The organism is Piezobacter thermophilus (genome assembly GCF_055386745.1).
The window spans coordinates 2,676,429-2,688,746 of the sequence record NZ_AP042380.1 but is presented as its reverse complement, the minus strand read 5'-3'; the positions used below and the strand labels follow the sequence as shown (position 1 = coordinate 2,688,746).

The 12,318-nt window shown below is 68.6% G+C and carries 9 protein-coding genes; 8 read left to right on the top strand and 1 reads right to left on the bottom strand.

The features are described from left to right. Positions 1-26 precede the first annotated feature (26 nt). Complete coding sequence (locus tag ACZ5CM_RS12985) at positions 27-2,087, bottom strand: hydantoinase/oxoprolinase family protein (RefSeq protein WP_464639192.1); 2,061 nt, start codon at positions 2,085-2,087, stop codon at positions 27-29. Between the two features lie 213 nt (positions 2,088-2,300). Here ACZ5CM_RS12985 and ACZ5CM_RS12980 point away from each other — a divergent pair, with 213 nt between their 5' ends. The 8 genes from ACZ5CM_RS12980 (at position 2,301) to ACZ5CM_RS12945 (ending at position 12,317) form a co-directional block, all read left to right on the top strand. Beyond that, a complete protein-coding gene (locus ACZ5CM_RS12980; protein WP_464639191.1) occupies positions 2,301-3,605 on the top strand; it encodes an ABC transporter substrate-binding protein in 1,305 nt (434 codons plus the stop codon). 123 nt (positions 3,606-3,728) lie between these two features. Then, the gene (locus ACZ5CM_RS12975) at positions 3,729-4,655 is read left to right on the top strand and encodes a branched-chain amino acid ABC transporter permease (protein WP_464639190.1); all 927 of its coding nucleotides are present in this window, start codon (positions 3,729-3,731) and stop codon (positions 4,653-4,655) included. Then, the gene (locus tag ACZ5CM_RS12970) at positions 4,652-5,596 is read left to right on the top strand and encodes a branched-chain amino acid ABC transporter permease (RefSeq protein ID WP_464639189.1); all 945 of its coding nucleotides are present in this window, start codon (positions 4,652-4,654) and stop codon (positions 5,594-5,596) included. Before ACZ5CM_RS12975 ends, ACZ5CM_RS12970 begins: the two co-directional genes overlap by 4 nt. Further along, a complete protein-coding gene (locus ACZ5CM_RS12965) occupies positions 5,593-6,303 on the top strand; it encodes an ABC transporter ATP-binding protein (RefSeq protein WP_464639188.1) in 711 nt (236 codons plus the stop codon). The genes ACZ5CM_RS12970 and ACZ5CM_RS12965 overlap by 4 nt, the downstream gene beginning before the upstream one ends. Further along, positions 6,303-6,998, top strand: coding sequence for an ABC transporter ATP-binding protein (locus tag ACZ5CM_RS12960; protein WP_464642608.1), 696 nt, complete (start codon positions 6,303-6,305; stop codon positions 6,996-6,998). The genes ACZ5CM_RS12965 and ACZ5CM_RS12960 overlap by 1 nt, the downstream gene beginning before the upstream one ends. Positions 6,999-7,148: 150 nt before the next feature. Continuing rightward, complete coding sequence (locus ACZ5CM_RS12955; RefSeq protein ID WP_464639187.1) at positions 7,149-8,048, top strand: FAD binding domain-containing protein; 900 nt, start codon at positions 7,149-7,151, stop codon at positions 8,046-8,048. Continuing rightward, complete coding sequence (locus tag ACZ5CM_RS12950; protein ID WP_464639186.1) at positions 8,045-10,768, top strand: molybdopterin-dependent oxidoreductase; 2,724 nt, start codon at positions 8,045-8,047, stop codon at positions 10,766-10,768. The genes ACZ5CM_RS12955 and ACZ5CM_RS12950 overlap by 4 nt, the downstream gene beginning before the upstream one ends. A 94-nt stretch (positions 10,769-10,862) precedes the next feature. Beyond that, positions 10,863-12,317: a 6-hydroxynicotinate reductase gene (locus ACZ5CM_RS12945; RefSeq protein ID WP_464639185.1), complete on the top strand. Its 1,455-nt coding sequence runs from the start codon at positions 10,863-10,865 to the stop codon at positions 12,315-12,317. Position 12,318 lies beyond the last annotated feature (1 nt).

Genomic DNA, 12,318 nt, shown 5'->3' with positions numbered 1-12,318 from the left:
CAGCGCCCCCCTGTCCCCGGGCGCCATCATCCTGCCCCTCCGATCTCGATCAGGATATTCCCCTCCCGATCGCCGTCGGCCCGGTCGCCGGGCTCGATCAGAATCGTGCTGTCCATCTGCTCCACGATGGCCGGCCCCGAAATGCTGAACTGCCCGGGCAGAAAGTCGCGCCAGTAGACCGGGGTGTCGTGCCATGCCCCGTCGAAAAATACCGCCCGCCGCCCCGAAAGGGCCGCCTCGGGCGTCGCCCGCCGCTCCGCCGGATCGATCAACGCCGAAAGATCCAGCTCGTCCCGAACCCCGATGACCGAGGTGTTGACGTTCACCACATTGGCCCGGATCTCCGACAGCTCCACCCGGAAGCGGTCGAAATAGGCCGCCTCGAACAGGGCCCGCAGCCCGGCCCGGTCCACATCCGGGCGCTCCAGCGGCACCCGCAGCAGATGCGTCTGCCCCACGAACTGCATGTCCACGCTGTAAAGATGCCGGATCTCGCGGATCCCGATCCGCTCGCGCGCGATCAATGCCTCGCCCTCGGCCGCCTGCGCGGCAAAGACCGCTTGCAGCTGCCCCTCGTCCAGAGCATCCAGCGGCCTGTTGACCGTGTTGACGAAATCATGCCGCAGATCGGCCACCACGCAGCCGATGGCATTGGTGATGCCGGGGCGCGCGGGCACCAGAACCCGCGGAATGCCCAGCTCGCGGGCCAGCGCACAGGCATGCAGCGGCCCCGCCCCCCCGAAGGCGAACAGCGCGAAATCGCGCGGATCCGCGCCCTGCGCGATCGAGACCATCCGAATCGCCCCGGCCATCTTCAGATTGGCCACCCGGATCACCGCCGCCGCCGCCGCTTCTGCGTCCAGCCCCAGCGGTGCGCCCAGCTCGCGAGCGAAGACATCCTTCACCTGCGCCACCGTCACCCCGCCCCCCACCGTGCGGATCCGCCCCGGATCCAGCCGCCCCAGGATCAGGTTCGCATCGGAAATGGTGGGGCGCCGCCCGCCGCGCCCGTAGCAGATCGGCCCCGGATCGGCGCCGGCGCTTTCCGGCCCCACCTCCAGCAGCCCCGAGGCATTGACCCGCGCGACCGAACCTCCGCCCGCGCCCACGGTGTGCACATTCACCATCGGCACATGGATGGGCATGGCGTATTCGATCTCGATCTCGTTGGAAACGCTGGGCTGGGCGCCGCGGATCAGCGCCACATCGGTCGAGGTGCCCCCCATGTCGTAGGTGATGAGGTCGCAATACCCGGCGCGCCGCCCGGTGAAGGCCGCCGCCATCACTCCCGAGGCCGGCCCCGACATCACCGTCTTGACCGCCTCTTCGGCCACCCGCGACGACGACACCATCCCGCCATTGCCGTTCATCACCAGAAGCTCGCCGTCATGTCCCGACCGGCGCAGTTCGGCAACCAGCCGGCGGATGTAGCGGTCCAGCAGCGGTTGCACCGCCGCATTCGCCGCCGCGGTCACCCCGCGTTCGAATTCGCGACTTTCCGACAGCAGCGCATGCCCCATGGTGATGTAGTCGTTGGGCCAGAATTCGCGCAGGATTTCCGACGCGCGCAATTCGTGCGCCGGGTTGGCATAGGCGTGCAGGAAATGCACCACCACCGCCTCGCAGCCGGCCCTCAGCAGACGTTTCCCCGCTGCCCGAAGGGCCGCTTCGTCCAGGGGCTCGACCACCTGCCCGTCGCAGTCCATCCGCTCGGGCACCTCCAGCCGCAGGTCGCGCGGGATCAGCGGGGTGAAGGTGCCGGTCATCCCGTAGGGGCGGGGGCGGGTGCGCCGGCCGAGCTCCAGCACGTCGCGAAAGCCGCTGGTGGTGATCAGGCCGGTTTTCGCCAGCTTGCGTTCGAGAACGGCATTGGTGGTGGTCGTCGTGCCATGCACGATCAGATCCAGCCCGCGCAGGTCGCAGCCCGCCGCCCGCAGGGCCTCCATCACCCCGAAGGCCTGGTTGTCCGGGGTGGTGGGCACCTTGGCCAGCCGCACCCGTCCCGTTGCCTGGTCAAGCGCGATCAGGTCGGTAAAGGTGCCGCCGACATCCACGCCGACCACCGCGCCGGAAGACCGTTTCGCCATGCCCCTCCCCGAAGCCTGCCTGTCGGGTGCAGGTTTCATCGGGGGCGTGTGGTTGTCAACTCGCGCATGTCCCGCGGTCGCGCCCGGCCGCGTGGCGCGGCCTGCGGCACGATTCGTTCAAGAAACTGGACAGATCGCGGCCGAGGCTGCACAATTTGCGCCAACCGGCCCGGCAAACGGGCCGGACCGACTGCCAGCATGGGGGAAAATCCGATGACCGATTCGACCGGGAAGCCTGCCGGGACGACCCGCCGGGGTGCGCTCAAGACGCTGGGCCTTGCCGCAGGGGGGGCAGCGGCATCCACGACCCTGCCGCTGTGGGCGCGTTATGCCAGCGCGCAGAGCGCCGAACCCATCCGCATCGGCTTCCAGGTTCACCGCACCGGCATCGGCGCGGCCTATGGCCGGTGGTACGAGCGCACCACAATGGCCGCGGCAAGGCGGATCAATGCGGCAGGCGGCATCAATGGCCGGCCCGTGGAGATCGTCGCCGAGGATGACGGCACCGATCCCAAGCGCGGCGCCGAGGTGGTCGAGAAATTCGCCAACCAGCACGGGGTGGACGTGGCCTTCGGCACGCTGTTCAGCCATGTAGTCATCGGCTCGGCCCCGCGCGCGGGCGAGTTGAAGCTGCCCTATTTCGTGGTTTCCGAAGGCCACCATGTGGCCAGCGGCATGCTCAACCGCTGGACGCTGCAGCCGGGCATCACCGACGTGAAAAGCCAGGTCCAGGCGATGGCGCCCTTCGTGAAGGAGAACCTGGGAAAGAAGGTCACGATGATTTTCCCAGACTTCGCCTTCGGGCACAATCACCGCGACTTCTTCACCGAGGCGATGAAGGCGCAGGGCGGCGAGGTTCTGGAGCACATTGCCATTCCGCCGACCGAGACCAGCTTCACCCGCTATTTCCCGAAGATCCCGCGCGAGACGGAGGTGCTCTATCACGTCATGGTCGGCCCGGCGGTGCTGACCTTCGTCAAGGAGATGGGCGAGTTCTTCGGCCCCTCGCGCCCCGAGATCTTCGGCTTCATCGACAGCCTGGAAGCGGTGGACATCGCCAGCCCCGGCCTGGAGTTCTTGGAAGGCACCTATTTCTGGGAGGGCATGCCGCGGCACGCCCAGCCCGATCAGACCGAATATGACAAGGCCTATCGTGCCGCCGTGGGGGTGGATGCGAAGGGGGCCTCGCTGGACGATCCGAAGGATATCGCCACTTTTGCACACATGTTCGGCTGCTGGGAGACGCTTTACGTCATCAAGGCGGGGATGGAGGCGGCCGGCTATCGCGGGCCGCAGGACCGGGCGGTGCTGATCGAGGCGGTCGAGGCGATGCGCGAGATGCCCGAATCGTTCGAGCATCCGCAGGGGCCGAAGCTGTTCAACGGCAAGACCCACCAGGTGTTTGGCGTGCAGTATATCAGCCAGGTCGAGGCCGGACAGCTGAAGGTCAGGCACGTGACGTCCCTGGATGACGGGTTCTACCCGGACGAGGTCGATTACACCACGCAGGCGCTGTAGCGGCGGATGCAGGGGATGCCCGATCCGGCGGAACCGGGGCTCTGCCCCGGACCCCGGAGTATTTGAGGCAAGAGGAAGGGCGCCGCGGGCGGTTTCGGCCGCGCCGGGACGGGCAGGTGAGGGATGGAATTCGGACCATATCTGATGCTTGCCACGCTGGAGGGGGCAGTGACGGCGGCAGTGCTGGCGCTGACCGCGGTCGGGCTGAGCCTGGTGTTCGGCGTGATGCGCGTGGTCAACGTGGCCCATGGCGAATTCTTCATGCTGGGTGCGGTTCTGGCGTGGTGGGTGGCGCATCTGGTCGGTGGCGGTCCGGTGGCTGGTTTCGTGGCCGCTCTGCTGGTGGCGCCGGTTCTGGTTGCGCTGGTGGCGGTGGCGGCGGATGTGCTGGTTCTCAAGCGCATCGGTTACGACCCCGAGCGCACGATTGTTGCCACCATTGGCATTCTCTACATCATCCAGCAGGTTACGTTGATGACCTACGGTCCCGATGCGCGGCCGGTCGAGCCGCCCTTCAATACGCGTCTTGCCCTGCCCTGGGTCGAGTGGACCGGCACGGGGTTGAAGCTTTACTGGCCTTGGGGGCTTTCGACGACCTCCTACAAGCTGGCGGTGATCGGTGCCGCGGCGGTGGTTCTGCTGGGGGTGCGGGTATTGATGGCGCGGTCGCGGATCGGGCTGTTGATGCGGGCAACGCAGGCTGACCGCGAGATCGCGCTGGCCTTCGGCATTCCGGTCGAGCGCATCTATGCCATCGTGTTCGGCCTGGGGGCGGGACTGGCGGCGCTGGCGGCGGTGTTGATCGTGCCGATCAGTCAGGCCCATTACCTGATGGGGGGCGATCCGCTGCTGCTGTCGTTCATCGTCGTCATCATCGGCGGGTTGGGAAGTCTGCCCGGCACCGTGGTTGCTGCGGTGCTGATCGGATTGTCCGACGGGATCATCTCGGTTTTCTTTTCGCCGACGCTGGCCAAGATCCTGGCGACGCTGCTGGTGGCGCTGGTGCTGGTGTTCCGCCCGCAGGGGCTGTTCGGGGGTGGGCGCGCATGAAGGGGGCGGGCAAATCGGTCGCCCTGCATGGCGGGTTGATCGTGCTGCTTTTCGCGTTGCAGTTCGTGCTGCCCGCCTATCACCATGGCAACCTGGCGCGGATCATGGTGCTGGCGAGTTTTGCCATCGCCTACAACGTGATGTTCGGCTATACGGGGTTGCTGAGCCTCGGTCATGCGCTGTTCTTTGCCGCCGGCATGTATGGCATGGGACTGGCCATGCAGCATGGCGGGGTGGCGGCCGGTCCGGCTCTGGTTCTGGGGCTGCTGGCGGGAGTGCTGGTGTCGGGGGCGCTGGGGATTCTGGCCCTGCGCACCTCCGGGGTGGCCTTCATGATCGTGACTCTGATGTTCGCGCAGGCGGGATATCTGACGATCCTGTATTTCGGTTCCTTGACGCGCGGCGACGAGGGTTTCGTCATTGCCCGCGCCGCGCGGGTGCTGGGCGGGATCGACCTGTCGGACCCGAGTAACCGTTATTTCGCGGCGCTGGTGCTGTTCGGGCTGTGCCTCGGCGCGGTCCTGTGGCTGGTGCACAGCCCCTTCGGGCGGGTTCTGATCGCCATCCGCGAGAATGAGGAGCGCGCGCGGATGCTGGGATATGACGTCTTTGCGCACAAGCTGGCGGCGGTGGTGATCTCGGGCTCCATGTCGGCGGCGGCGGGGGCGACCTATGGCCTGTTGTTCGGCTATGTGGGCGCAAGCTTTGCCTCGGTCCAGTATTCCATCTTCCCGTTGTTGTGGGTGCTGCTGGGGGGGGCGGGCACGGTGATCGGCCCGTTCCTCGGAACGCTGTTCATGTTCTACCTGATCGACCTTTCCAGCCAGGTGACCAGCGCCTACATGCTGGTGGCCGGTATCGTGCTGGTGGGGTTGACGCTGTTTGCGCCGCAGGGGCTGGCCGGCGAGTTGCGCGCGCGGCTGTGGAGGTGGCTGCCGTGAGCCTTCTGTCCACCCGCGGCCTCAGCAAGCATTTCGCCGGGCTGCACGCGGTGCGGGCGGTCGATTTCGACCTTCCCGAAGGTCAGATCCGTGCCCTGATCGGTCCCAACGGGGCCGGCAAGACGACCTTTGTCGGGATGCTTTGCGGGCGGATCGTGCCCAGCGCCGGTTCGGTCATCTTCGACGGGCGGGACATCTCGCGCCTGCCCGCGCACCGGCGGATCCGGCTGGGCATGGCCTATACTTTCCAGATCACCTCGGTCTTCGCGGGGCTTGGCGTGGCCGAGAACGTGGCTCTGGCGGCCCGGCGGCGGCTGCGCGGGGCGCGGGAGGTGGCGCGCGCGGTGGGTGCGGCGCTGGACCGGGTGGGACTTGGCGACCGGCATGACCAGGTGGCGGGCGATCTCAGCTATGGCCACCAGCGGCTGCTGGAAATTGCCATGGGGATCGTGCAGGCCCCGCGCCTGCTGATCCTGGACGAGCCCACCCAAGGGCTGGCCGACAGCGAGATCGCCGCCTTCAAGGCGTTGATCCGCGACCTTTCCGCGACCACGACGATCCTGCTGATCGAACACAACATGAGCGTGGTCATGGAAACCGCCGACATGGTGACGGTAATGAATTCCGGCGAAATACTGGCCGAGGGAACGCCGGTCGAGATCCATGCCGACCCGGCCGTGCAGGCCGCCTATCTGGGAACGGGATGATGCTGGAAGTGGAGGCGATCGATGCCGGATACGGGCGCGCGCAGGTTCTGCGGGGCCTGTCCCTGAGCGTGGCGCCGGGCGAGATCCTGTGCCTTCTGGGCCGCAACGGGGCGGGCAAGACCACCACAATGAAGGCGATCATGGGGCTGGTGCCGCTGACCTCGGGCGCGGTCCGGTTCAACGGAGAGACCCTCGGCGACCTGCCCGCGCACAAGGTGCCTCTGCGCGGCATCGGTTACGTGCCGCAGGGGCGGCGGCTTTTCGGTGAACTGACCGTGGCGCAGAACCTGGAAATCGGCCTGCTGGCGCGGGGGTCGGACCGGGCCGTTCTCGGGGATGTGCTGGAGCTTTTCCCGCGTCTGCGGGAGCGACTGGAGCAGCGCGCCGATACGCTTTCGGGCGGGGAGCAGCAGATGCTGGCCACCGCCCGCGCGCTTTGCCTGCGCCCCGAATTGCTGCTGATGGACGAGCCGACCGAGGGGCTTCAGCCCTCGATGATCGAGGCGATCCGGAAGGTGGTCGCCCTGATGCGCGACCGCGGCACTGCGGTGCTGCTGGTGGAACAGCGGGTCGATGCGGTGCTTTCCATCGCCGATCGCGTCGCCTTCATCGAGAACGGCCGCAATCTGGAAACGCTCGACGCGGCGGCGCTGCGGGCCGATCACCGGATCATCGAACGTCACCTCGGTGTCTGAATCCCGCGCCCGTCGCCGCTCTGCGGCCCTTCGCCTCGCCCGTTCGCCGTGGACTTTCCTCCATCCCGTGTTGACAGTGCCGCAGGTGCTGCCCCAAAGTCCGCCTGTATCCAGACGGGGAAGGATGCGCCGGGGCGCGAGGAGGTGCCAGTGGGCGAGCATTTCCGGCCGGAAACGCTGAACGAGGCGCTCGACATTCTTGCCCGGCAGCCGATGACCCCGGCGGCCGGCTGCACCGACCTTTTCCCGGCGACCGAGGCGCAAACGCTGCCGGGGCCGGTGCTCGACCTGACCGGGATTGCCGAGCTGCGCGGCATCACCTCTACCGGGCAGGGTTGGCGCATAGGCGCGACCACCACCTGGGCCGACATCCTGCACGCCGAACTGCCGCCCGGTTTCGACATGCTGCGCGACGCGGCGCACGAGGTCGGATCGGTGCAGATCCAGAATGCCGGCACGGTGGGGGGGAACCTGTGCAATGCCTCTCCGGCGGCCGACGGGGTGCCGCCGCTGCTGGCGCTGGAGGCGCGGGTCGAGATCGCCTCGGCCACGGGCCGCCGGCTTGTGTCGCTTGGCGCCTTCATCACCGGGGTGCGGCGCACCGTTCTGGCGCCCGGCGAACTGGTCGTTGCGGTTCATGTTCCGCGTGCGGAGGGTGCGGGACACAGCCGGTTTCTGAAGCTGGGGTCGCGGCGCTATCTGGTCATCTCGATCGTCTCGGTCGCCGTGCGGGTGGTCGCCCGGAACGGGAGCGAACGCCCTGATGCCCGGAACGGGCGCGAACGTATTGATGCCGGGAACGGGTGCGCGGAGTCGGTCGCGCTTGCCGTCGGGGCGTGCAGCCCGGTGCCGGTCCGGTTGCGCGAGGCCGAATCTGCGCTTGTCGGGCTGCCGCTGGCGGATCTGGCCGGGGCGCTTGATGCCGGGGCGGTTCGGGCGGCCTTGTCGCCGATCTCGGATGTGCGGGCCGATGCCGGCTATCGGCTGGAGGCGGCGGTGACGCTTCTGCGCCGCGCGCTTGCGGAACTGGCCGGGGAGGATGGCCAATGACCGACCGCCAGGCGATCACCCTTACGGTCAATGGCGCGTGCCATGACATCCGCGTGGCGCCGGGGCGGCGGCTGTCGTCGGTGCTGCGCGAGGATCTTGGCCTGACCGGCACCAAGGTGGGTTGCGATGCGGGCGATTGCGGGGCCTGTACCGTGCTTCTGGACGGCGAGCCGGTCTGCGCCTGCCTGACCCCGGTGGCGCATGCGGCAGGGCGGCGCGTGACCACGGTGGAAGGGGTCGGCGGCGAGATCGGAGAGCGGCTTCAGGCCGCCTTCCTGCGCCATGGCGCGGCGCAGTGCGGGATCTGCACGCCGGGCATGCTGATGGCGGCGGCGGCGCTTTTGCGGCACACGCCCTTTCCCGACCGCGCTTGCGTCGAGGACGCGCTGGGCGGGGTTCTGTGCCGCTGCACGGGCTATGCAAGCATCGTCGAGGCGGTTCTGGACGCGGCGGGCAGCGGCGCGTCCCCCGCGCCGGAGCCGGGCGGTGCCGTGGGCAAGCCGCTGCCTCGGCTGGACGGTGTGCCGAAGGTGACCGGTGTAGAAGCTTTCGGCGCCGACGAATGGCCGCCCGGCGCGCTCCTGCTGCGGGTCGTGCGGTCGCCGCATTTTGCGGCTCGCTTCACCCTTGGCGATGTGGCCGGCTGGGTGCCCGAGGGGGTCCGGGTCTTTACCGCCGCCGACGTGCCGGGCGAAAACCGTTTCGGCACCATCCCCGCCTATGCGGATCAGCCCGCGCTGGCCGAGGGGCGCGTGCGCATGCGGGGCGAGGCGGTGGCGGTGGTGGCCGGCCCGCCGGACGTGGTCGATGCGCTGGACCTCGACCGCTTCCCGGTGACGTGGCAGCCGGAAGAGCCGGTTCTGGGTCTCGATCGCGCCCTGGCCTGGGATGCGATGCAACTGCACGAGGGGCGCGACGGCAATATCCTGATTACCGGCCGGGTGCGGCGCGGCGATGTGGAGGCGGGCTTTGCGGCGGCGGCGGTGCAGGCCGAGGTGACGGTGGAGACCCCTTTCGTCGAACACGCCTATGTGGAGCCCGAGGCCGGCGCGGCATGGATGGAGGGCGATGTCCTGGTGATCCGGGCCTGCACCCAGGCACCGGTGATGGACCGCGACGATACTGCCCGCCTGCTGGGCCTGCCGCCCGGGCGGGTGCGGGTCATTCCAGCGGCCACCGGCGGCGGTTTCGGCTCCAAGCTGGATCTTTCCGTGCAACCCTTTCTGGGGCTGGTTGCGCTGCTGACCGGGCAGCCCTGCCGGATGGCCTACAGCCGCCGCGAGAGCATGGCTGCGACCACCAAGCGGCATCCGTCGCGGCTGCGGGCGCGGGCGGCGGCCGATTCGGAGGGGCGGCTGCTGGCGATGGAATTCGAGGGCGATTTCGACACCGGGGCCTATGCCAGCTGGGGTCCGACCGTGGCGGTTCGGGTGCCGGTTCATGCCTCGGGGCCCTACAGCATTCCGAATTACCGCGCCGAGGCGCGGGCGGTGCACAGCAACGGCCCGGTTTCGGGGGCGTTCCGGGGCTTCGGCGTGCCGCAGGCGGCGATCGTGCAGGAAATCCTGTTCGACGATCTTGCACTGGCGGCGGGGATCGACCGGCTGGAGTTCCGCCGCATCAACGCGCTGGGCGACGGGGATCGCACCGTGTGCGGGCAGCAGCTGTTCGGGGTGGGCATCCGCGACTGCCTGGATGCGCTGGCCCGGCCCTGGGCCGAGGCGCTGGCCGAGGCGCGGGCGGTCAATGACACCGGCGCGCGGCTCCGGCGCGGCGTGGGGGTGGCTTCGTGCTGGTATGGCTGCGGCAACACGGCGCTGCCCAATCCCGCCACCATCCGCCTCGGCGTGACGGCCGAGGGCCGGATCGTGCTGCACCAGGGGGCGGTGGATATCGGGCAGGGCTCGAACACGGTGATTGCGCAGATCTGCGCCGATGCGCTGGGCGTGGCGCTGTCGGATCTGGAACTGGTCGGAGCCGACACGGCGCTGACGCCCGATTGTGGCAAGACCTCGGGTTCGCGCCAGACCTTCGTCACCGGCAATGCGGCGCTGCGTGCCGGCCGGGCGCTGCGGGCGCGGATCCTGGTGCTGACCAACATGGGTGATGATGCGGTGATTGAACCCGAGCCGGGCGCGCTGCGGGTCCGGGACGGGCGCGGCGAGCGGCGCATCGACCTTGCGGCGATGGCGCCCGACGAACACGGCTATGTTCTGGCCGCCGAGGAAAGCTATGACCCGCCGACCGGGGCGCTGGACGAGAACGGGCAGGGCGCGCCCTATGCGGTTTACGGATATGGCGCGCAGATGGCCGAGGTCGAGGTGGATACCGGCCTTGGCACGGTTCGGGTGCGGCGGGTCACCGCCGCCCATGACGTGGGCCGCGCGATCAATCCGGCTCTGGCGAAGGGCCAGATCGAGGGTGGCATCGCCCAGGGTCTGGGGATGGCGCTGATGGAGGAATTCGTCCCCGGCCGCACCGAGAACCTGCATGACTATCTGATTCCGACGGTGGGCGACATGCCCCGGATCCGTTCGATCCTGATCGAGAAGCCCGACCCCGAGGGGCCTTTCGGCGCCAAGGGGTTGGGCGAGCATGTGCTGATCCCTACTGCTCCGGCCATCCTGAACGCGATCCGCCATGCCTGCGGGGCGCGGATCACGCGGTTGCCGGCACGGCCGGACCGGGTTCTGGCGGCAATCCGCGAGGCGGGAAGATGAGGCCGGGCAGGGCCGCGGGGGGCTCTGCCCCCGTCCGCCTGCGGCGGACTCCCCCGGGATATTTCCGGCCAGAAAAAGGCGGGAGGGCGCGGCGATGAGCGCCCGCCGGATGCGCGAGGACAAGATCCGCTGCGATGCCTGTCCGGTGATGTGCTATATCGCCGAGGGCCGGATCGGCGCCTGCGATCGCTATGCCAATATGGGCGGGCGCATCATGCGTTGCGATCCGCTGACCGTGCTGGACCGGTCGCTGGATCGTGGCGACGAGATCAAGCCTTTCCTCAAGGCCCATTGGGACGGGCGCGAGGTGTCGGGGGATGATCTTTTCGTGACCGGGGCGGGGGCGGGGACCACCTATCCCGATTACAAGCCCGCGCCCTTCATCGTCAGCCGCGAACTGGACGGGGTGGATTTCGTCACCGTGGTGACCGAGGCGATCTTTTCCTATTGCGGGGTCAAGGTGAAGATCGACACCGACCGGCATCTTGGCTCCGAGGCCGCCTGGGTGCGGTCGCGCGGCGAGGTTGTGGGCCATGTGACCACAGCGGAATATGGGTCTCAGATGATGAGTCTGGGAGGTGTCGATCACCTGACCGGCGGCAGCAAGGCCGAGGGACGTGCGACTTGCGACGTGCTGCTGCGCCTGTGCAATCGCGAGGCGGTTGAGCTGACTGTGGACGGCGGTGCCTCGGTGGTGGTGCAGGCGGGTCAGCCGCCGATTGTGGACGGGGTGCGGGAAGAGCGGATGCGGGTGGGCTGCGGCTCGGCCACGGCGGGGATGTTCGCGGGTCAGTGGCAGGGCAAGGTGGACGAGGTGGTGGTGGTGGACGATCACATCACCGGGGTGGTCAGCGAGCATCAGGCTGGCAAGGTTCTGGGCTGGGCGCCCACCGGGATACGCATCCGTGGGCACCGCTCGACGCCGGGGCGCTATTTCCGGGTGGCCGAGCCGGGCTCGGGCTGGGGGGGGACGGATATCGAGGATCCGCTGACCATTCTGGGCGAATGGGATCCGAAGAAGGGTGCGAGGCCGGGGCTGACGCTGCTGATGGTGTCCACCACCGGCGAGCAGTGGGGCTATTACGTGCTGGACGAGGATCTGGTGCCGCGCCCGGCGCCTCTGCCCGAGGATCTGCGCCCGACGGTCGATCTGATCGCCGAGAATTGCGAACCGGCCCTGTGTTCGGTGCTGTTCATGGCCGGTGCCGGGGGCAGTCTGCGAGCGGGGGTCACGGCCAACCCGGTGCGGCTGACGCGGGCGGTGCATGCCGGGCGGGTGCGGGTCAGCTGTGGCGGGGTGCCGGCCACGGTCTGGCCGGGCGGGGGCATCACCCTGATGGTGGACGTGATGGACATGCCCGAGGGCTCGTTCGGACATGTGCCGACGCCGGCCCTTGTCGCGCCGTTGGAGTTCACTCTTGCGCGCGGGGATTATGCGGCGATGGGCGGACATGTGGAGAAGATTCGCGATATGCGCGACATTCTCGAACATGGCGGTGAATATGGGGGCGAGATCCGCGCCCTGAGCCGGCCCGGAGAGGATCTCTAGC

What these genes read in the sequence shown, in the direction of transcription:
- ACZ5CM_RS12985 (WP_464639192.1), bottom strand. Translation starts at nt 2,087, where the DNA reads ATGGCGAAACGGTCTTCCGGCGCGGTGGTCGGCGTGGATGTCGGCGGC.
- ACZ5CM_RS12980 (WP_464639191.1), top strand. Translation starts at nt 2,301, where the DNA reads ATGACCGATTCGACCGGGAAGCCTGCCGGGACGACCCGCCGGGGTGCG.
- ACZ5CM_RS12960 (WP_464642608.1), top strand. Translation starts at nt 6,303, where the DNA reads ATGCTGGAAGTGGAGGCGATCGATGCCGGATACGGGCGCGCGCAGGTT.
- ACZ5CM_RS12970 (WP_464639189.1), top strand. Translation starts at nt 4,652, where the DNA reads ATGAAGGGGGCGGGCAAATCGGTCGCCCTGCATGGCGGGTTGATCGTG.
- ACZ5CM_RS12975 (WP_464639190.1), top strand. Translation starts at nt 3,729, where the DNA reads ATGGAATTCGGACCATATCTGATGCTTGCCACGCTGGAGGGGGCAGTG.
- ACZ5CM_RS12950 (WP_464639186.1), top strand. Translation starts at nt 8,045, where the DNA reads ATGACCGACCGCCAGGCGATCACCCTTACGGTCAATGGCGCGTGCCAT.
- ACZ5CM_RS12945 (WP_464639185.1), top strand. Translation starts at nt 10,863, where the DNA reads ATGAGCGCCCGCCGGATGCGCGAGGACAAGATCCGCTGCGATGCCTGT.